This window comes from Paenibacillus agaridevorans, assembly GCF_003112455.1.
GTDB classification, from domain to species: domain Bacteria; phylum Bacillota; class Bacilli; order Paenibacillales; family Paenibacillaceae; genus Pristimantibacillus; species Pristimantibacillus agaridevorans.
This window is the reverse complement of sequence record NZ_BDQX01000028.1, coordinates 47,641-70,067: the sequence shown is the minus strand read 5'-3', so window position 1 is coordinate 70,067 and position 22,427 is coordinate 47,641. Positions and strand designations below refer to the sequence as shown.

Annotated in this window: 15 protein-coding genes; 14 read left to right on the top strand and 1 reads right to left on the bottom strand. The window is 50.7% G+C overall.

The annotated features are described in order from the left end of the window. Positions 1–271: 271 nt before the first annotated feature. Positions 272–1,066 carry a helix-turn-helix domain-containing protein gene (locus PAT3040_RS01775; RefSeq protein WP_108991307.1) on the bottom strand — a complete coding sequence of 265 codons (795 nt, stop codon included), beginning with the start codon at positions 1,064–1,066 and terminating at the stop codon, positions 272–274. 130 nt (positions 1,067–1,196) lie between these two features. Between PAT3040_RS01775 and PAT3040_RS01770 the strand changes: the two genes are divergently transcribed. From PAT3040_RS01770 to PAT3040_RS01705, 14 genes are all read left to right on the top strand, one after another. After that, positions 1,197–3,011: an FAD-dependent oxidoreductase gene (locus PAT3040_RS01770; RefSeq protein ID WP_108991306.1), complete on the top strand. Its 1,815-nt coding sequence runs from the start codon at positions 1,197–1,199 to the stop codon at positions 3,009–3,011. Positions 3,012–3,047: 36 nt separating this feature from the next. Continuing rightward, the gene (locus PAT3040_RS01765) at positions 3,048–3,965 is read left to right on the top strand and encodes an ABC transporter permease (RefSeq protein WP_256975905.1); all 918 of its coding nucleotides are present in this window, start codon (positions 3,048–3,050) and stop codon (positions 3,963–3,965) included. A 13-nt stretch (positions 3,966–3,978) separates the two neighbouring features. After that, the gene (locus PAT3040_RS01760; RefSeq protein WP_214627492.1) at positions 3,979–4,854 is read left to right on the top strand and encodes a carbohydrate ABC transporter permease; all 876 of its coding nucleotides are present in this window, start codon (positions 3,979–3,981) and stop codon (positions 4,852–4,854) included. Between the two features lie 52 nt (positions 4,855–4,906). After that, on the top strand, positions 4,907–6,469 hold the full coding sequence (locus PAT3040_RS01755) for an extracellular solute-binding protein (protein ID WP_108991305.1): 1,563 nt from the start codon (positions 4,907–4,909) through the stop codon (positions 6,467–6,469). A 141-nt stretch (positions 6,470–6,610) separates the two neighbouring features. Then, entirely contained in the window at positions 6,611–9,724 is a 3,114-nt protein-coding gene (locus tag PAT3040_RS01750; protein WP_181376395.1) for a DUF4838 domain-containing protein, read from the top strand. A 34-nt stretch (positions 9,725–9,758) separates the two neighbouring features. After that, entirely contained in the window at positions 9,759–13,634 is a 3,876-nt protein-coding gene (locus PAT3040_RS01745; RefSeq protein ID WP_108991303.1) for a DUF4838 domain-containing protein, read from the top strand. Positions 13,635–13,692: 58 nt separating this feature from the next. After that, positions 13,693–14,421: an SDR family NAD(P)-dependent oxidoreductase gene (locus PAT3040_RS01740; RefSeq protein ID WP_181376394.1), complete on the top strand. Its 729-nt coding sequence runs from the start codon at positions 13,693–13,695 to the stop codon at positions 14,419–14,421. After that, entirely contained in the window at positions 14,415–15,242 is an 828-nt protein-coding gene (locus tag PAT3040_RS01735; RefSeq protein ID WP_181376393.1) for a creatininase family protein, read from the top strand. The genes PAT3040_RS01740 and PAT3040_RS01735 overlap by 7 nt, the downstream gene beginning before the upstream one ends. After that, positions 15,242–16,360: a hypothetical protein gene (locus PAT3040_RS01730; protein ID WP_108991300.1), complete on the top strand. Its 1,119-nt coding sequence runs from the start codon at positions 15,242–15,244 to the stop codon at positions 16,358–16,360. Before PAT3040_RS01735 ends, PAT3040_RS01730 begins: the two co-directional genes overlap by 1 nt. A 36-nt stretch (positions 16,361–16,396) precedes the next feature. Further along, positions 16,397–16,765, top strand: coding sequence for a RidA family protein (locus PAT3040_RS01725; protein ID WP_108991299.1), 369 nt, complete (start codon positions 16,397–16,399; stop codon positions 16,763–16,765). A gap of 220 nt (positions 16,766–16,985) precedes the next feature. Then, positions 16,986–17,912 (top strand): NHL repeat-containing protein, encoded by a 927-nt coding sequence (locus PAT3040_RS01720; RefSeq protein ID WP_108991298.1) that lies wholly within the window; start codon positions 16,986–16,988, stop codon positions 17,910–17,912. A 671-nt stretch (positions 17,913–18,583) separates the two neighbouring features. Continuing rightward, entirely contained in the window at positions 18,584–19,534 is a 951-nt protein-coding gene (locus PAT3040_RS01715; RefSeq protein WP_108991297.1) for an ROK family protein, read from the top strand. 111 nt (positions 19,535–19,645) lie between these two features. After that, entirely contained in the window at positions 19,646–20,380 is a 735-nt protein-coding gene (locus PAT3040_RS01710; RefSeq protein WP_108991296.1) for a sugar isomerase domain-containing protein, read from the top strand. Positions 20,381–20,476: 96 nt separating this feature from the next. Further along, entirely contained in the window at positions 20,477–22,378 is a 1,902-nt protein-coding gene (locus PAT3040_RS01705; protein ID WP_108991295.1) for a beta-N-acetylhexosaminidase, read from the top strand. Positions 22,379–22,427: the final 49 nt, after the last annotated feature.

Sequence of the window (22,427 nt, the reverse complement as noted above, 5' to 3'; positions counted from 1 at the left end):
CGAGTTTTGCGATAGCGACTTAAAGGAATCAAGGTCATTCAGAGCCATCATGTTCCTTGTATGCTGCTGCCAAGGGTGGAATTGAAGACTTCACAAGAACACTGGCGACGGAGGCTATTCCACATAGGGCTAAAAATCAGCGGCAATCTTGGACGAATCCTAGACTGCCGCTGATTTTTAGCCCTTTTCAGCTGTCCTACATGAATGGCTGATATGGATTATACTGATAACCGACCTTTTCACCAATCTGTGCACCGCTCCGCATGCATTCTTAATACCGATTCTGCTTGCGGAACTCGGATGGGCTTATGTCCATCGCTTTGCGGAACACGCGGCTGAGGTAGAAGCCGTTTTCGTAGCCGCAATTTCCGGCAATGACGTCAAGCGTCCACTCCGTGGTCAAGAGCAGTCTGCACGCATGCTTGACCCGGTACGACGTTAAGTATTGCAGCGGGTTGACGCCATAGCTCTTTTTGAACTTGCGAATCAGCTTCACGGGCGTCATCCCGAACTGCTGCGCGACATCGCGGATTTCGAGCATTTCATGGGCATGTTTGTGCAAATAGTCCGCGACATCGCGCATGGAGTCGTCATGCCCCGCTATGAGATCGGTGTCAGGGGACTCCATCGCCTGCCGCGTAATCATAAGCCAAATATCGATCAAATAATGCTGCCGCAGCTTTTGACTTTTCGGATTGTAGGACATTTGCTGATCCGTTTGTCGTAAACCACTGTAATTTTCGGACAGTCGCCGGATTTGCGGCAGCCTGATTTTTCGTTGTGCAAGGAGGGGCTGAATCTGCTGCGATTCTCCTTCGTGGAGCAGGAACGTAAGGGAATGAAAGGATAAAGGCGTCAGCACATTCCGATGAAAAGTAATTTGAGGCGGGCACACGACCACGTCTCCGAACTCCGCAACTCCGTAATCTTCTCCGATCTGGTATTCAAAACTCCCTTCTTCCACCGCGAAAAGCACCCACGTCGCATAGTTATCCGCTTCCATCAGAAATTTATCTTTTTTGATCCAATAGTTATGCCATATGAGCTCGGGCAAGGCTGCGGGCATCTTGGTTCACCTCGTCGATTGGATGAAATTTTGGATATGAAAAGTAAATTTTATGAATTCAAATACGATATTAAAAGATAGTATCATTGAATTAAAGATATAGTATAGCAAGCAAAGGAGTCAATAAGTGATGGGACAGACGGATACGAAAATATGGGATACGGATGTTTTGATCGCCGGCGGAGGGATGACGGGAGTAGCAGCCGCATTAGCGGCAGCACGCAATGGCGCGCGCGTTATATTGTGTCAGGATCGCTCCGTACTGGGCGGGAACGCCTCGTCGGAGATTCGCATGAATATATCCGGCGCTTCAACCATCGGAACGATATTGGAAGCGGAACGAAGAGAAAGCGGTATCATTGAGGAAATTATGCTGGAATGCGCTGTACGAAATCCGCAACGAAGCGCGAGCATGCTGGATTTGATCCTGTATGAGAAATGCCGCGCCGAACCGAATTTGACGCTGCTGTTGAACACGGCGGTTGTCGGAGCCGATGTCGAGGATTCTCGAATCCTTGCCGTTCATGCGGTTAGAGAGAGTACGGAAGACCGATTTACGATTCATGCTGCCATTTACGCGGATTGTACGGGCGACGGCAGGCTGGGGTTTGAAGCGGGCGCCGCGTTTACGACCGGTCGCGAAGCGGCTCATGAATTTAATGAATCCGGTGCGAATCTGAATAGAGACGCATACCGGCTGGGATCCTCCCTCTTATTCACCTCGAGGGATATGGGCCGCCCGATGCCTTTTGTTCCACCGCCGTGGGCTCGCAAGTTTACGGAGGAGGATTTGCAGTTTAGAGACCACAATGCTTGGGAGTTCGGTTATTGGTGGGTGGAATTCGGAGGGACGCTGGATACGATCAAGCATAATGAACATATTCGCGACGAATTGCTGGCGATTATGCTTGGGGTATGGGATCACATCAAAAACAGCGGCAATCACCCGGATTCCGCCAATTGGGCGCTGGACTGGTTCGGTTTTCTGCCAGGCAAAAGAGAGTCCAGACGTTTTATCGGTCAGCATGTCCTGACCCAAAACGATATTCAGCAGGCTGTCGATTTCGACGATGTAATCGCTTACGGCGGTTGGTCGATGGATACGCATCCGCCTCAGGGCATCGATGCGAAAAACGAAGAGCCTTGCAATCAGCCGTTTACTCCATATTTGTATAGTATTCCGCTGCGCTCGATGATAAGCAACAATATTGCGAATCTGATGTTCGCGGGCCGCAATTTGTCGGCTACTCATATCGCCTTCTCCAGCACGAGGGTAATGGCGACTTGTGCGGTCATGGGAGAAGGGCTTGGCACATTCGCGGCAACGGCGGTAAAACGCAAGCTGCCGCTAGAGCAAGCATTTTGTGAAAGCGGTGTCGTGAAGGAGGCGCAGCAGCAATTGTTGCGACAGGGCGCGTTTTTACCGGGCCGTATGCTGGAAGGCAATATCGCGAAGCTTGCTCGAATTTCCGCATCGTCCGAGCAAAAGCAAGGAAAATGCAGTAATGTGGTGAATGGGCATACTCGCGCGGTACACGGAGAGAAGGGAGTACGTCCCGACTTGACGACGGCGGGCACGCATCGCTGGATGTCGGAGCCGGGAGACGACAGTCCGTGGCTGGAGCTTGAGTGGGCGGAGCCGGTAACGGTTTCCCGGATAACAATCGTACTCGATACCGGGCTGCACCGATTGCTTATGTTATGCCATCTGGACGTGCTCCAGAAGCATATGCAGTGGGGACGGCCGCAAGCCGAGACGCTGAAGGAATTCAAGTTGATTGCGCAGGATGAAGATGGAAGAAAGGAAGTGGCTCATTTTAAGGATAATTACGAGCGAATGGTTCATTTGCCGACAATGCTGAAAAATCTGAAGACGCTGCGTCTGGAGGTCATCGCGACGAATGGATTGGACCATGCGCGAGTGGTTGAAATCGTTTGCGAGTAATTGCTTTGCGGCAGCGTCCTCGGGAGGAGAATGTGGATGAATAACGGCAAGGCCAGTTCCGTCTGGCTCTACATGAGAAAAAACAAATGGCTGTATCTGTTGCTTATACCGGGATTTCTTTATCTGTTTATTTTCAAGTACGTTCCCATGTTCGGAATTATTATTGCATTCCAGGATTTCAATTTGATTAAAGGCATAACGGGAAGCGACTGGATCGGCTTCGAAAATTTTCGTTATCTGTTCCAGTCGGACGATTTTTTCATGATTTTGCGAAATTCGCTCGTCATCAGCTTTTATCAGGTGTTGTTCGGATTCCCGGCGCCGATTCTGCTGGCCATTTTGCTCAACGAAATACGCAGTCTGCTGTTTAAAAAATTTGCGCAAACGGTGCTGTATTTGCCGCACTTCATATCATGGGTTGTCATTGCCGGCATCGTTATTAATATGTTGTCCCCGTCGTCAGGCTGGGTCAACCGGTTGATTGTCGATTTTGGCGGGGAGCCGATTCATTTCCTGCTCAAGCCGGAATATTTCCGGACGATTCTCATTTCCGCAGAAATATGGAAGGAGCTTGGTTGGGGAACGATCATTTATTTGGCCGCGCTGACGACCATCGACCCGTCGTTTTACGAAGCGGCCACCATTGACGGAGCCAACCGGCTGCAAAAAATATGGTATATTTCGCTTCCTAGCATCGCGTCGACGATCATCATCATTTTGATTTTGCGGGTCGGAAGCATTCTGGATATCGGTTTCGAGCAAATTTTCCTGTTGTACAATCCCGCCACGTACAAAGTGGCCGATGTGTTTGAAACGTACACTTACAGGGTGGGGCTGCTGGAAGGAAGGCTCGCTTTTACGGCTGCGGTCGGTTTGTTTAAATCGGTAGTTGGACTCATTATGATCGTGCTGGCTAATCGGATTGCGCGTCTGTTCGGCAAGTCATTATGGTAGGAGGTGAAGGAACTTGCGCAAGAGAATCGAGCTTTTTGACATCGCCGTCTATCTGATTGTATCCGTGATCTGCATGGTCATGCTGTATCCTCTGCTGAACGTTGCCGCAGTCTCGATCAGCTCGCACACCGCGTATATGCAAAACCCGATGCGCATATGGCCGAGTGACATCACATTTGATGCCTATAAGGATATCCTTTCGCATCCCGTGCTGGCAAGAAGCTATCTCAATACGATCATGATTACGATCAGCGGCGTGGCAATTGGGATATTTCTGTATATTATTACTGCTTATCCGCTCTCCAAGGTACATCTGAAAGGCAGAGCGATTATGATCAATTTGGTTATTTTCACGATGCTGTTCAACGGCGGACTCATTCCGAATTTTTATTTGATCCGCTCGCTTGGCATGGTGGATACGCTGGCTGCACTCGTGTTTCCTACGCTGTTCTCGGCGTTCAGCTTGATTCTGATGATCAATTTTATGCAGAACATACCGGAGGAGCTGGAGGAAGCCGCGAAAATCGACGGAGCCTCAGAGCCCTACATTTTATTTAAAATTGTCGTCCCGCTTTCGATGCCGATTATCGCGACATTGACGTTGTTCGCAGCAGTCGGTTATTGGAACAGCTTTTTCTCGGCGATCATCTATATTCGCAGCGTGGAGAACTGGCCGCTCATGCTGTTTCTGCGGGAGGTCATCGAGGGAGCCAAAATGCTGCAAATTTCCGCAGGAGGCAACAATGCCGAGATTGGCAATATGAACGTCATGCCGGAGACGCTGAAATACGCGACGATCATGATCGTCATTCTACCGATTTTGTCGGTGTATCCATTCCTGCAACGTTATTTCGTCAAAGGGATTATGCTCGGGTCCGTCAAGGGATAACTCCTTCCGGCCCCTGTCATAGATAAACATAATTAAGGGAGGCTGAATCAAGGTGAAATTAAAAAAAGCAATAGCTTGCGTGGGCGCTGCAGTGCTGCTTGTCGCAGTTACCGCGTGTGGAGACAAAGGCGGTCCGGCGGAAATCGACGACCCGAAGCCGACGTCGGGGGCAGCGGGGGAAACCGCCAAACCGAAAGTAAACATGACGATTATGGGAGAGTTCGCGTCATCCAACTTGTCGGAAACGGACAAGCTGCTTGTTCAATCAATCGAGGAAGCGACGAATACGGCGATCAAATTCGATATCCCGCCGTCGACTGGTTATACCGAGCGATTGCAATTATCTCTGACAACCGGCGATCTTGCCGATGTCGTCTGGTTTCCAAGTCCGGATGATGCCTCGTTTTTGAAAGCGGTTAAGGATGGCGTTATCATTCCGATCGACGAATATTTGAATGAAGCCGACAATATCCAGAACTATTCCTACGACATTTCCTGGGACGCTCTGCGCGTAAACGGCGACGACAAAGTTTACGGCATTCCGCGTACAACCGTAATCCGTTCGGACGGGTACTGGTTCCGCAAAGACTGGCTCGATAAATTGAATATCCAGATCCCGGATAATAACGAGATTACATTTGATCAAATGCTCGATATCATGACCAAATTTTCGAAGGAAGATCCGGACGGCAACGGGAAACACGATACGTACGGATATGGATGGGCCGCGCAGCCTGACAAATCGATCAGACCGGTTTTCCAGAATGAGCTGGGACTTTACGGCTGGCAGGAGTCCGACGGGGGAGAGTACAAGTATATGAATCCCCAATACGATCTGAACTCGGATAAATACACGAAGGCTTTGGAGCTGACGGCCAAGCTGTTCAAAGAAGGAGTGATCGATCCGGATGGCCCTACGCTCGACGGAGGCAAAGTTCTGGAACAGTTTCAAAGCGGTAAAACGGGTGTAATTGACGGGTTTGCAGGTCATTACGAAACTTTTCTGAATGCCGGTAAACAGATCAATCCGGAGTTTGAGCTTGCCTATGTTTTCGTCAAGAACGAGCAAGGCGAGATGAAGGGATTAGGGCAAGGTACGGGCTTATGGGGATTCTGGGCGGTAACAAGCAGCGCGAGTGACCCGCAAAGAGTGGTTGACGTATTTGACTATATGCTTTCGGATGAAGGTTGGGATTCCATCTACACCGGCATTGAAGGGCATGACTACAAGGTGGAAAACAACCAGCGCGTCTACTCGGCGACACCGCTGGAGACATTCGTCCGCAAAAATATGGTTCGCCGCGCCAATGACTTCATGTTCTTTATTAATCCTGCTATGTCGGAGGAACTGAAGCAGAAGCTTGTGCCGAATATCGAGAAAGCCGTAAAAAGAATCGTGATGTCCAAAGATCGCAATTACACGCCAGCCATTGCGAAGACGCCGCCTTACCTCGACTTTAACAAAAAGTTCAGCGAGGTTACGACAAAAATCATTATCGGCGATGCGCAGTCATCCGAGTACAAAGAGGTGCTGCAGGACTGGAATACGAAGTTCGGTCAAACGTATCTGAAGGAAATGAACGATTATATTGACCAAATTGAAAACAAAAAATAAGTAGCAGGATGTTTGCTCAGATATCCTTTTGCCCCACGTTCTACATGAAAAAAACGGATACGCTTTCATGCGGAACGTGGGTTTCTTTTTGTTGCGTCCAATTTTGCTCACTCAAATCACGATTAGAAGGAGATGATTAATGTGATAGGAAAGCGCTTTCTTGTATGGGGGATGATTATTATGCTGTTGTTTTCCGTAGTTCCCTCGGTTTTGGCGGAAAATGGCTCAACCGGTTTGCCTGAGGAGATTGGTATGGATGCTTTGAACGCAGTGCCGAATGATACGGGTCCTAAGCTCGCATTGGTCGAGAACGGAGAATCACGGTCCACGATCATCTTGTCGCAAAGTGCAACCGAACAGGAACAGAAGGCCGCGCAGGAACTCAAAGACTACATCAAACAAATAGCTGAAGTTGAGCTGCCTGTTGTGAGCAATTCGACCGGCGTGGACGGAATCAAGATCTATATTGGAAGTGCTGCCCCAGACCTTGATACAGCGAAGGCCGCGATCCGGGCGGAGGGAGATGAACCCGACTCATTCCGGCTGCATGTAGAGGAGGGAGCCATTAACCTGGTAGGGTTGGACGACCGCGACAAAGGAAGCCTTTATGCCGTTTACGAGCTCCTCGAGCAAATTGGCGTACGGTGGTTTATGCCTGGCGATATCGGAACTGTCGTTCCGGAGCTGGAAACGATTGAGGTTAACTATCAGGACACCATCCAGCACGCGGGTCTTTCTTTCCGTTTTTTTCAAGCTACCACGCCATATTTGTGGGCTGCCGGTATGCCGATGGGGAGCAATCTCGAAGAGGCTACACCCTGGGTCGAGCATATGCGCCTTAATCAAAAGACAGTTGGTGCGCATGAATTGTTGAGCTCCCCTCCATCGAGATCAACGCGAGCGGATCTGTATCTGCCCAACGCCGACGGAACACCTTCGTTACACCTCGACGTGACGAAGCCGGAGGTGCTGGATATGGTTGTAGCAGAGTCGCTTGCAAAAATGCAGAAAAATCCCAACCTTGAATATCTGAGTATAGGACCAAGCGATGGGCATGTGGTGGTACTCAAGCCTGACCCTGAATGGGATGGGGATGATAGGGATGTATTAACAGGAGCATTATCAACGACGGATCGTTATATAAAGTTTTTTAATCTTGTTTTGGAGGAACTTGAAAAAGAAGGCTATCAAGATGTGAAAATTGTTTTCTACGCTTATAACACTTACTATAATCCGCCGGTACGGTGGACGCCAAATCAACGAATTGTACCGATGATTGCTTCCCTCACCCTGGATCGGATACACAGCATCGGAAATCCGCTTGCATGGGAGCGCAACTATCTAAAAGAAGTTATTGATGGCTGGAATGAAGTAAGTCCCACGGTAATGATTTACGACTATCTGTATAACCCTGCCGATCCGGGCCTGCCTGTTTCGCTGGCAGAAAGAGTAGGTACAGAGTACAAGTACTTCAAAGAACATGGAGTTATAGGCATACGCGCCGAGACTACGCCGGAGTGGGGGTATGGAGGCCTGGGACTTTATCTGGCGGCCAAGATGATGTGGAACCCCGATCTGGACGTGGAAGCTTTGCGGGAGGACTACTTTACAACGTTTTATGGACCTGCGGCATCGCCGATGAAGGAGCATTTTGAAATCTTGGAAAATGCTTTTGCAAGAGCGGATTATTCCGCCGGAAACATTTATGATTTCCAACACATTTTGACCGATGAAGTCATGCAAGAATTGGCAAGAACACTTGGGGAAGCAAAGGCGAAGGTGGCATCGGATTCGGTATATGCCAAACGGATTGATATGATCAGCATCGCTAATGGTTTCAGTGAAAACTTTCTTGAAATGCTCGAACAGTTCAATCTTTTTCATTTTGATGCGGCAAAGGAAAAGCTTAATAACGTTTATGATTTCAGGGAACAGGCTGTTCTTCACTCCCCAGCCATTTTAAGCAGCTATAAAGCTTATACCTATGTAGAGTGGTTTTTTGACAGAATGGTAAATGGAGGAAAACAACGGGTCAGCAATGGAAACCAAATTGTTGCTGAGTTGCCGGATGAATGGAATGTCAAGCTGTTCCCAAATGCATCCGGAGTTGACCTGGGGCTTTGGAAACCTGGCTTGGGAACAGAATCCTGGGGGAAGCTGAAAACCTATTCAAAGACCTGGTCCGCCCAAGGGCTTCGTTACTACAAGGGACATGCCTGGTACCGGACAACGATAGATATCGCCGAGGAATTTGACACAGGAAAACCGATTCGGCTTTGGTTCAGCAGTATCGATGAGACAGCCAGGGTTTGGATAAACGGCGAAGAGCTGTCATTGGTGCAGAAGGGGACGGGCTTGACAAAACCTTGGGAATTCGACGCTACGCCGGCGGTTAAATTTGGCGAGCCCAATGTCATTGTCGTTGATGTGCGTAATGAAGACATAGATGAACTGGGTACCGGGGGGATCATGGGTCCTGCCATGCTTTGGCAGGTCAATACGGAGTTGGATTATCTCCCGCCTGCGGATGTGAAGAACTTGAAAGCAGTACACATCCCCGGTACCACCACCGTGAAAGTAACCTGGGATATACCCGCAGATAATACAGGAGTTACAGGATATCAGTTGGAAATGCTGAACCGGGAGAGCGTAGGGGGAGTGCTTGGATCGGTCATCACTACGACAAATGAATATATCGACACCGGTATGGAACCCGGCATGGAGCGCAGGTACAGGGTAAAGGCAATCGATACTGGCGGAAATAAATCGGTTAACTATAGTGCTTACGCACGTGTAACCATGAATCCGCCCTCAACGGTGACGGGTTTGAAGGTTAAGCAAACCTCCGCCGACCAGGTTTATATAAGCTGGGACCCTTCTACCGTTTATGAAGATTTCGAAATTGCCGGGTATAGCCTGGAAGTGCTGAACCAGAGTCCTCCGGGGGGAGTGCTGGAAACGATAAAATCGACAACGAATGCGTATATCCTCAGCGGACTGCAACCCGGTATGACACGCAGGTTCAGGGTGAAGGCAATCGATACTGCCGGAAATATGTCTGCTGATTATAGTGCCGTAGTACAGATAACAATGTCGGAAAATGTAACACCTGCCGGCCCACCTACAACCCCAACGGGTTTGAAATCGGAGCCGCTGGCTAACGGCGCGATGAAATTAAGCTGGGATCCGGCGACATCTGATGTAGGGATTGCCAGCTCTAGCGACATAGTGGAAATCACCATGCAGCCCCAATGACCCTCTAAATTATGGATGATAGGAGTTGAGCATCTTGACAAGAAAACTTTTTCTTTGCTGGGGATTAATCATTGGGTTGTTGTTTGCTTCGGTGCCCCAGGCATTGGCTGCAAATGGCCCTACGGATCCCAAGCTCGTATTGGTGGAGAACGGAAAATCACGGTCTACGATCATCTTGTCGCAAAGTGCAACCGAATATGAAAAGAAGGCGATGCAGGAACTCAAAGACTTTATTCGGCAAATATCTGGAGTAGAACTGCCTGTGGCTGATGACACGGCCGAGGTACAGGGCACAAAGATCTATATCGGAAGAGCTGCTCCAGATCTTGATGCAGCTAAGGCCGCAATCCGTGCCAAAGGAACTGAACCCGATTCATTCCAGCTATATGTGAAGGAGGGGATCATTCGATTAGCAGGATTGGATGACGATGACAAAGGAAGCCTTTATGCCGCTTACGAGCTCCTGGAGCAAATTGGCGTGCGGTGGTTCATGCCCGGTGATATCGGCACCGTAGTTCCGTCTATGCGTACAATTGCGGTCGGTTATCAGGACAACATCCAGCACCCGGGCTTTGATTTCCGCTTTTTGCAAGCTGTTGCGCCATATGTCGTGGGTGCCGGTTTGCCGGTGGGCGTCAATCTGACAGAAGGTGTACCTTGGGTCGAACATATGCGTCTGAATCAGAAAACGTTAGGAAATCATGGATTACTGATTACATCGCCTACGAATAAAGAACGTCCTGATTTGTTTTTGCCTGATGCCAAAGGAAATCCGACCGGACAATACGATGTGACCAAGCCGGAAGTACTGAACCTTGTCGTGGCGGAGGCAATCAGAAGATTGGATGCAGATCCCAAGCTTGAATATCTAAGAATGGGACCCAATGACGGACCTGTATTGGTACTCCAGCCTGACCCTGAGTGGGACGGGGATTTTAAGGGTGCCATACATGGAGGAACATTATCGTTAACAGATCGCTATATGAAATTTTTTAATCTTGTTTTGGAAAAGCTTGATGATGCCGGATATCATGATGTGAAAATTTCTTTCTTTGCCTATGACGAGTATTATTATCCGCCAGTAAAGCATATGCCGGATCCCAGGATAGTGCCGATCATCGCTTCCATTAGAACGGATAGGATGAAAAGCATTGACAATCCGCTTTCGTGGGAGCGACAGCACATCAAGGACATGATTGACGGCTGGAAAAGGGTGAGTCCTAACGTAATGATATATGATTATCTTTATAATCTTGCTGATCCGGGGCTACCTTTTTCGCTTACAGAAAGAATAGGCTCAGAATACAAGTATTTCTACGAACAGGGTATTATCGGCATACGCGGCGAGGCGCTTCCGGCGTGGGCCTATCATGGACCAACGCTCTATTTGGCGGCCAAGATGATGTGGAACCCCGATCTGGATGTGGCTGCTTTGCTGGAGGACTACTTTACAACGTTTTATGGATCTGCCGCAGAGCCGATGAAAAGACATTTTGACATTTTGGAAAATGCTTTTGCCCAAGCAGATTATTATGCGGGAAGTATCCATGATTTTCAGCATATTTTAAGTGACAGTGTCATGCAGGCGATGGAGCAGTCGCTAAGGGAAGCTGAAGATGCGGCGCAACGGGCAGCGGATCCCGTATATGCCAGACGGGTCAATATGGTGCGCGTTGCTTTTAGCTTTGGCGATAACTTCCTTCAAATGAAGGAACGGATTAACAGCTTTAAGTTTATTGAGGCTAAGGAAAAATTCGATCAAATCTCTAAAGTAAGAGAACAGGCTGTTATTCACTCTCCTGTCATGCTCAATACCCTTGCCTCCTATAATTATACGGACTGGTTCTTTGATAAAATCACAAATCAGGGAAGTCAACGGCTCAGCAACGGCAACCGAATGGTTGCCGAGTTGCCGGACGAATGGCATGTTATGCTGTTCCCGAATGGTTCCGGGGATAAATTGGGGCTCTGGAAACCTGGGTTGGGAACGGAATCCTGGATGAAACTGAAAACCTATTCGGAGTCCTGGTCCGATCAGGGGATTGGTTATTACAAAGGACATGCCTGGTACAGAACAACGGTTGATGTGGACTCGGAGTTTAATACAGGAAAGCCGATTCGGCTTTGGTTCAGCAGTATTGATGAGACAGCGAGAGTATGGATGAACGGTACAGAGCTGACATTAGTTCAGAAGGGTTCTCCTCTGATGAAACCGTGGGAATTTGACGCTACGCCGGCGATTAAATTTGGCGAACCGAATTTGATTGTCGTTGATGTGGGAAATGAAGTCCTGGATGAACTGGGTACCGGGGGCATCACCGGTCCTGCTATGCTTTGGCAGGTCAATACGGAACTGGATGTAACACCGCCAACGGCTCCGGAGGGTTTGAAAGCCGAGCAAATCTCCGGCAGCGAAGTTCGTGTAAGCTGGTCGCCGGCTACTGATGATGTAGGCGTTGTCGGATATATTCTGGAAGTGTTGAACTCGCCGGAGATAGGCGGGATTAATGGAACGGTCAGAACGGATTCAACAACATATATTCACGCCGGATTGGAGACCGGTACGGTACGCAGGTACAGGGTAAAGGCCATTGATGCGGCCGGAAATATATCCGGGATTAAAGATGTCGTGCTGATAAAGATGGTGAACGGGACGACAAGTCCGGGGACGCCTTCCCCGACACCAACACCAACATCGGTGCCTGGAACAACGTTTGAGGATGGACGTGTAACAACGACGATACCTGTAAAACCCGCGACAGATCAGAACGGAAAGGCTGTAGCGCCAATATCCGAGAAACAGGTGGAGGATGCCATCGCGAAGGCTGAGGCTGAAGCGGCAAAGCAAGGTGCAGGAACAGTGACGACAGTTAGAATTGAAGTGAACGCGGGGGCGGATGCCGGGACAGCGGGTATTAGTCTGACAGATGAAGCCCTAAAAGCATTCATAGATAGCAAGGCGGATACCTTGGTCGTTTCTACACCGTTTGGAACGATGACCTTGGATGACAGGACGGCAGAAGGACTTCTGAAACAGTCGGCGGGGACCATAACCATTACGGCTGCGAAGGAGAAAGACACCGAATTGCCGGCTGGAATTCGGAGCCAGGTTGGCAGCAGACCGGTAGTGAGCTTTGATATTGCAAGCGGAGAAAAGGGAATACCACAGCTTGTAGGCAAAGCGGAAGCAGCTATTCCGTATACACTGAAAGCAGGAGAAAATCCGAATGCCATTGTCGCTTATGCCATCAACGAAGAGGGGCTACCGGTGATAGTGACCAGTGGCATCTACGACCCGGCAACAGGAATACTGACCTTCAAGATAGAAGGAGCCTCGAGGTTTGCAGTCGCGTACAACAAGGTCGACTTTGCAGATGTGGCAGAGGGCGCATGGTACTATGATGCGGTTACCTTTGCGGCGGCAAGAGGAATCACTACAGGGGTGGGCAATGGAAACTTCGGTTCGCATGACAGTGTAACCAGAGCGCAAGCCTTGGTCATGATGATGAGAGCTTTCGGTATCAGTCCTGATGAAAACACCGGAAACAACTTCGGTGATGCAGGGAACACCTACTACACCGGATATCTTGCAGTGGCGAAGCATTTGGGAATTACCAACGGGGTAGGCGGCAATAAATTTGCCCCTGACAGACAGGTGACCAGACAGGAATTGTTTGTGTTGGTATACAATGCGCTTACGAACATCAATGAACGGCCGGCAGCAGGCAACGTCAAAAATCTGTCAGACTTCAAGGATGCAGGGAAGATTGCCGATTATGCCAATCACGCCATTGAACAGTTTGTGAAAGCGGGAATAATCTCCGGTACCAATGGCAACATCCTGCCGCAAGATTCGGCAAGCAGAGCGCAATTTGTACAGATACTCTACAACATCATGACTAAATCATAATAACTAGGCGGAGTGAAAGGGTAACGGACGGAGAACGGTGAGGGTAGGAGGATCATACGTGTACAAAAAGAGCTTAGAGAATAAGATTATTTGGATTACCGGCGCATTGGGACTGATAGGCAAAGCTTCAGTCGAACACTTCCTGAAAGAGGGAGCATGGGTGATTGGTTCGGATTTGCACGAGCTCTCCACAGTTGATGAGTTCCTGGAATGGAAACGAATGTACGGGGAACGATTGGATCTGTATGCGTCAGATGCGACAAATGAAGAACAAGTTAAAGATGTAATTCAGCAAATAAAGATCAAATACGGCCGATTGGATGGTTTGTTCCATAACGTCTACACCCAAATCTGGAAGACGATTTCCGAGGCGTCGTTGCAGGAGTGGAACCTTGTCATCGAGGGAACGTTGACAAGCACGTTTATCGTCAATAAATATGTCGTGGAGATGATGAAAGAGTCGGGCGGAGGGACTATCGTCAATACATCTTCCGTGCTCGGCAATATTCCGCTCAAGAATGCTCCGATTGCTTACAGCTCGGCGAAAGCAGCGATCAATCATCTGACTCGTATTATCGCGGTTGAGCAAGCGCCGTTCGGCGTGCGTGCTAATGCGATCGTGCCGGGAGATATCAAATCCCCCGATGGTCTTCAGTCCACGCATAACCTGATCGGGAGAAGCGGCCGTCCGGAAGAGGTCGCCTGTTTGGCGGCATTCTTGCTCTCGGATGACGCCGCTTACGTTACAGGCTCACTCTATCCAATAGATGGAGGATTCATGTGTTGAACGGAATAGACTTTGGCGCATACACGCGCGAACAATTGAAGCAATTCGCCAATGACGGTTACACTGTGGTCATTCCCTTGGCCGCTACGGAGCAGCATGGCCCGCATCTTCCGGTGTGGACGGATACGGTGATCTGCGAACGAATATGCCGGGAGGCAATTGGAATCGCCACAGGTGCTGGGGCGAAACTCCTGATGGCGCCGGTGCTTGGCATCGGCTGCTCGGAGCATCATCTCGCGTTCGGGGGAACGTTGTCCATATCATCAGAGGTATACCTGCAGATACTGATGGACATTGGACGGAGCTTGAGTCTTGATGGTTTCGGGAAGCTCGTCTTCGTGAACGGCCACGGCGGTAACGAGTGGGTGATGCAGCAAGCAGCAGTGGATCTGGCTCTACAATATCCGATGTGGACGGCTGCCGCGTCTTATTGGAACTTGGCGAAGCAAGCATTGGCGGACGCAAATGCCGGGGAGATCGGTCCGGTGCCTGGCCATGCTGGCGCATTCGAAGCAGCCATGATGATGGCGCTCAATCCGGAAGTCGTGACCGGCCCCTTCGAGAAGCAGGAGCATCCCGCCATTACTTCGATCGCGCGCGGGATGACGAATGTCTTCGTCGGCCGTCGCGGCATCATTACCGGTTGGGACGGTTATACCGACTCGCCGGGCGGGGCGACGAAAGAGCTGGGCGAGCACTTTTTTTACGTAATTGCAAGGGCAGTTGGGGAGTGGCTGGTCTCTTGCTGCAGTTCTATGGAGAACATTGGGCAGGCAGGGAGTGCGGAGAAGGTGGATCGGGAGAAAAGGGGCAATCGATAATGGGGCAAACGGGTGGATCGGCCAAGCCGAAAGTAGCCGTTATTATAACGGAGTATCGTTACAATTCACATGCCGAAGTCATTGTCGGGCGTCTGTTCGGACAGCTCGGATTCAAGCCGCGCATCGAGGTCGCGTCGCTTTATTTGGATCAATTTCCTGATAACGATATGAGCAGGGAGGAGGCGGCGCGTGCGGGAATACCGATTTGCGGGACGATTAAAGAAGCGATTGTCGAAGCTAACCGTCACGGTCAGGGGCTTGCAGGCGTTCTGATTATAGGAGAGCATGGGCAGTATCCGATGGTCCCGAACGGTCAGAAAGACTATCCGCGCCGGCGCTTTGCGGAGGAAACGCTGAATGCGCTCGATGAGATTGGCGTGCGGGTCCCGATCTTTTCTGATAAGCACTTGTCGTGGCACATGGACGATGCCTTATGGATATACCGGTCATTGAAAGCGCGCGGAATTCCTTTTTTGGGAGGCTCTTCGATTCCGCTCGTTCCGCTCGTTCCGGCCGTCAACGAAGCGTCGTTGCAGAAGCCGCAGGAACTGCTTGCGGTCAGCTTTGGGGGAACCGAGGATTACGGCTATCATGCATGGGAAGCGTTGCAGTCGTTAGCGGAGAGACGTTCGGGAGGAGAAACCGGCGTAACGTCCATTCGAGTTGTCCAAGGCGAACAAGTCTGGGAGGAGATGGATCGGGGAGAGTGGCCGGAACAATTGATGCATCTGGCGCTCGCAACTCATCCGGATCGCCGGGTTGGACATCCGCGGACAAGAGTAAACGATCCTGTATTAATGACAGCGAGGTACGCGGACGGGGTAACGGGGTATGTGCTGCAACTGCCGAACGAAGTTCAGCAGTGGTCCGTTGCATGGCGAACACTTGCAAGCGAGGAATACGCGGTACGGTTCGAATCAGATTTGGCGCGTCCGTTCAATCATTTCGAGACGTTAACGGCAAGGATTGAGGATATGGTCCTTAGCGGGCAATCTCCCGTGCCGATCGAAAGGACGTTGCTTACAACCGGAATGATTCATTATTCGATGGAATCCCTCCATCACAATGCGACGATTCAAACTCCTGCGTTGCATATCAAATATAACGGACAGCTTTAGTTGAACCATATATTAATAGAAAAGGTGGTTTTTTACATGAGTAGCGTGCCGAAAGTGTTGCCCTTCTCCTCTTCTTCTCGTATCGGCGACTCCATATTCGTTTCCGGACAAGGCGGGCTCGATCCGCAGACAGGTGCGGTTGTCGGTCCTACGTTGGAAGAACAGACGGTACAAACGATGGAAAATATTCTCGCAATATTACGAAAAGACAATCTTGATTTCTGCCATGTCAAGAAAGTAAACATCTACTTATCCAGACGGGAGCTGTACAAAGAGTTTAACGAAATATACGCTCGGTATTTCACCGCTCCTTATCCAGCGCGAACAACCGTATACTGCGACTTGAACTATGATTTGCTTGTCGAAATCGACGTTGTCGCCGAGATGAGCAACGGTACGATGTAATCATCCGAGCAGCAAAAGACCGCCTCTATTTTGCAGAGAGGCGGTTTGTTTGTTGTGGTCTTTCCGATTATGTTAGAACAAAGGCAGGATTTCACCGGTTGGCAAGGGAGAAGTTTGGTGACTTGGGTGACTGGTAATAAAAGCAAGACATTGTATAATGATAGACAGGATTTCCAAGCCGCTTGGAGCCGCATGATTTTAAAAGGGAGGGTTAATACATATGGGGAAATTCATTGGCAACGAGACGCATCAATACGAAGTGGCCGAGGGATGGGGCCGGCTTCCGGAGGGAATCGCTTATGGTTATACACATGGTATTTGCGTAGATGCGGAGGACAATGTTTATGTCCATCATACAAACAAACACTCTGTTGTCGTGTTTGACCGCGAGGGCAACTTCAAGTATTCATTCGGCGATGAGTTCGAAGGGGGAGCGCATGGATTTTATCTGCACCGGGATGCGGACGGCATAGAGTACTTATACTTTACAGATACGGTAAGAGCGCTATTAGTAAAAACAACTCTTAAGGGTGAGGTGCTGTTAGAAGTCGGTCAGCCGGATCGGCCTGATCTGTATGATGCAGAGCGTAAGTATATTCCGACGGATGTATGCGTGGCGCCTAATGGAGATATTTATGTATCAGATGGCTATGGTCAATATTATGTACATCAATTTACCTCTGCGGGAGACTATGTGCGTTCCTGGGGCGGAAGAGGCTCCGAAGCGGGCAAGCTGCTTGAGCCGCATGGCATTTCCGTTAACCTGCGTGGAGATGAGCCGGAGCTATATGTTGCGGATCGCAGCAACAATCGCATTCAGGTATTTACGCTAGAAGGCGAGCATAAGCGGTTTATCGATCATAATCTGGATTTTCCGTGCAGCTTTTACTTCTTCGGAGATGAGATCTATCTGCCGGATCTCCACAGCAGAGTCACGATTCTGGATAAAAATGATCGTCTTATTACCCATCTTGGAGAAGATCAACAAGCGTATAAGCAGGCTGGATGGCCGAACTTGCCGAAATCGTATTATCGCGCGGATAAAGTAAGCTCCCCGCATGGCGTGTGTGTCGACTCGCATGGCGATGTCTATATTGCAGAATGGATTTTTGATGGCCGCATCACGAAGCTTATCCGTCAAAGCTAGCAAATGGAGGAAGGTATCCCCTGACCGTTTCGAGATTACAGTATTTAATGTCGCTCATGAATTTACGGAGGGCATGTTTCATGGAGTTCTGGACTGGTTCGTCCAGCATGCCGCAATGCCAATGCCCGGCACCGAAATAAGCCAAAGCAAGTCATGATGAGAATAATGGGAAAATCCCCCTCTAATCTCGCTTTTATACTGGATTTTGCGGCTTTAAAGGGAAATTCTCCCTCTAATCTCTATCCAATTGACGTCTGCTCTCTAATCCACTTGATTTAGAGGGAGAATTTCCCTTTAAGACTTCGAAGAAACGAAAGGGCAGCCAACTAAAGGGAGCTTTTCCCCTTATTTACCACGCGAGAGTAGGGGGGCTCGAAATATAGGAAAGTATAAGAGCTTCAATAACCCCGCAATTCACTTTAATTGCGGGGTTATTTTCATTTTCCAAAAGAAACGATTTAAAATGAACTCGTAAATTTAATGGCGTGATTAACCACCATTCGGGTAACTAGCTTATAGGCTACTCGAAGGGGAGGGAAGTTTGGCCATTTCAATAACGCCCTCCAATTTTTATCAAAAAAATGAATTGACAAGTTCAACGATGTCCTTTAAATTTTAATTAGTTGCTTTTGGAAAGAAACTAATATGAAAAGGATGGAGCCTTATCGATTATGAATGTTGGTCGTGAGCTTGCCATTGGCGTAGATATTGGCGGAACGAACTTGAAGCTTGGAGCTGTATGGCCAAACGGAGAGTTGCTCGCGCACGAATCCGTACCGCTGCAGAAGAACCCGTACGGGCAAGCCGACATCCGCGCTTTGTCCTTACACGTTGATCGCTTCGTCCAACGGTTGCCGAATGGCTGCCGCATCGCCGGAATTGGCGTGTCGTGCCCAGGCATATTGGATACTAGCAATCGCAAGATTTTGCACGCGGTGAATTTGAAATGGGAGAACGTCGCGCTCGACAGCTTCGTAAAACCGCCCAGAGATGTTCCCGTGTACCTGGAATACGATGCGCTCGCGGGAGCGCTAGGCGAGAAGCATTACGGTGCGGCCAAAGGTTTGCCTAATTTTCTATATGTGTGCATAGGAACGGGGATTGGAGCCAGCTTGTTCGTGAACGGCGAGCCGTATCGCGCTGGCATAGTATCCTCCTTGAATTTGGGCCATATGAGCATCGCATTCGACGGCCTCCCCTGCACGTGCGGTAACAAAGGCTGCCTGGAAAAGTACGTTTCGGCTCCCGCCATGCGCATGAAACTGAACGGAGAAGCTCAAAGTCCGGGCGGCGGTCCGGACTCGGACCTCCTTCAATCGGCCGCACAGGCAGCCGCATCGGGGGACCCCCAAGCCGCCGAATTGTTTCGCGACGCAGGGCAGAAGCTGGCGGCCGGTCTCGTAAACTGCATGCAACTGTTCGGCGTGACGGCGGTCGTGATTGGAGGCGGCGTCAGCCAGGCAGGGAGTCTTCTTCTCGATCCCGTTCGCGACGAGCTCGCGGCGCGTTACCGATATGCCGTCAGTCCCGTCGAGCTTGTACTGGCGAAGTTCCCAACGCTGGCCGGCGTCATGGGCGCGGCCGCGACCGTCTTCGCGGAAGAGAAGCTCAATGATGAATAACGGAGATCCGTCGGGACGAACAAATCGTTTGTTGGAAACCGGCGTTAGCTGCCGCAGCCGGACAGCCCCCCTGACGATGCAGGAACATAAATATATGGCGGGAGGATACCCATGACTTTAATGGAACGTTATTTCGACCGAATGGTCGAGCTTATCGCAAACATTCGAACGACACAGCGCGATCGGATTGAAGAAGCTGCCGAACGCGTTGCCGATTCGATCGCCGGCGGCGGCGTGCTTCATGTCTTCGGAAGCGGCCATTCCCACATGATCGCTGAAGACGCGTTCAATCGCGCGGGCGGCCTGGCCTGTGTCAACGCCATGCTCGAAGATTCGTTGATGGAGCTGAACGTCGGCCGGGCGACACTGCTTGAGCGGCTGCCGGGGTACGCGGAAGTTCTGCTGACCGGCTACGATCTAAAGCCGGGTGAAACGATCGTTGTCGTGTCAAATTCAGGCATCAACGCGGTGCCGGTCCAGGTCGCCGAGGCTTGCAAGAAGAAGGGGCTCCATGTCGTCGCGATCACTTCGATGCGCCATTCGACGACAACCGCTTCACGCTCGCCGAGCGCGAAGAAGCTTTACGAAATCGCCGATATTGTACTCGATAACGGCGGAGAGCCGGGAGACGCATTGCTCGAATACGACGGCTCCGGGCGGAAAACCGGTCCTTCTTCGACAATCGGCGGCATATTGCTCATTCAGGCGCTTATCGTGTCGGTGATCGACAAGCTCGTAGCCCGGGGCATTGAGCCGCCGGTGCTTGCCAGCGCGAACCGGGATGGCGGCGACCGGCATAACGAAGCGTTGCTCGCTTGCTACCGGTCGCGTATTCGCTACTCCTGATTACTGGCCGACAGCGGCGGTAAGAGAACATTTTTGATAGACTGACCGAGGCGTCGTCAAAAGATAACTTCATTAAAAATGAGGGAGCAGATTACGATGAAACTACGATTTCACGGCTTATCCGCCGATCTGGAGCAAGGCGTTCGGCTGCTCGAAGACAAGCTCGGCTTTCGTCAAAGCGAGGACGGTTACCCGATTAGCGTTCGGCACCGGGCGGGCCGCATCGAGGTTTGCGCCGAGACCAAGGGAGCGGAGCTTCAGTACGATCGCAAGATTCATTTTTTTCGCGGTCTGGGATTATTGATCGAAGCGCTGCGAAATGCCGGGGAGACGGTCGCAGTGGATATTTGCGAAGAACCGCAATTCGATTTCAACGGAATGATGTTCGACGTGTCCCGCAACGCCGTAGTATCCTTGGATAACATAAAGCAATTCATTCTGAATATGGCTGTCATGGGCCTGAACGGGTTCATGCTCTATACCGAGGATACATTCTCGATCGATGACAACGAATATTTCGGTTATATGCGCGGCAAGTATAGCTTTAATGAAATGAAGGCGCTCGACGATCTGGCGGATACTTTCGGCATCGAAGTCGTTCCGTGCATCCAGACACTGGGCCACGTAGAACATGCGCTGAAGTGGAATAACGCGACGGACATCCGGGATACGCACGACATTTTTCTCGTTGGCGAACCGGAAACTTACGCGTTCATCGAACAGATGATCCGCCACGCCTCCGCCCCGCTGCGGAGCAAGCGAATCCATATCGGGATGGACGAGGCGCACGCCCTCGGACTCGGACAGTATTTGCGCAAGAACGGCGTCCAACCGCGATTCGAGATCATGAACGCGCATCTTCGGAGCGTGCTGCGCATTACCGAAGCGCTTGGCCTTAAGCCGATGATCTGGAGCGATATGTATTTCCGCCTCGGGTCGAAGACCGGTGACTACTATGACCAATCCGTGGACTTTCCCGACAACGTCGTGGCGGGCATTCCCGACAATGTCTCCTTCGTCTATTGGGATTATTACCATCACGATGCGGATCATTACGCGCGCTTTATCCGCAAGCACCAGACGCTCGGTTCCGTTCCTGTCTTCGCGGGCGGCATCTGGACGTGGAACGGCCTGTGCCCCAGCTACCGCAAAACTTGGCTGACATCGGAGGCCGCCCTTACGGTATGCAAAGCCGAGGGCGTCCGCGAAGTTTTCGCCACGATGTGGGGGGACAACGGCGGCGAGACGAATCTGCTTTGCGCCCTGCCCGGCATGCAGCTGTTCGCCGAGCACGGCTACGCGCGCGAAGTCGACGGGAACAAGCTGGCGGCGAGGTTCTCTTTCTGCACGGGCGGCCGATTCGACGATTTCATGCTGCTAGAGAAACCCGATTTGATCTCGGAAGAAGAAGGAAACCGTCTGACCCTGTACAGTCCGCCGAATCCGTCGAAATTTCTGCTTTGGCAGGACCCGCTCCTCGGCTTGTTCGACAAGCATGCGGAAGGCCGGGGCTTGGGCGCCTATTATGCAGAGCTGGAGCGCGCGATCGAGGCGGCGTGCGAGCGATCCGGGATTTACGAGCCGCTGTTCCGTTTCTACGCCCGGCTATGCGGCGTCCTGAAGATTAAGAGTGAAATCGGACTGAGGCTTAAGCAGGCTTACGATGGCGTTCTGTCCGACGAACTACGGCAGCTGGCGGACGAAGTGCTTCCGGATTTGCACATGCGTCTAACAGCGCTTCGCGCGACGCATCGCGAATTGTGGATGGGCACGTGCAAGCCGTTTGGCTGGGAAGTGCTCGACATCCGTTACGGCGGCGCGCTGGCGAGATTGGATACGGCGATCGAACGGCTGGCCGGCTATTTGAGCGGGAGGCTCGAACGCCTGGAAGAGCTGGAAGAATGTCGGCTATATTTCGACGGTCCGAGGTCGAACGAGTGGCATTCGATCGGCAGCATCAACGCCTACAACCGGATCGCGACGGCAGGAAACTTGTAAACCTGCGGTCCGTTTCCCGGTAAGGGGCAATTCAGGCAGTGATTTGTTA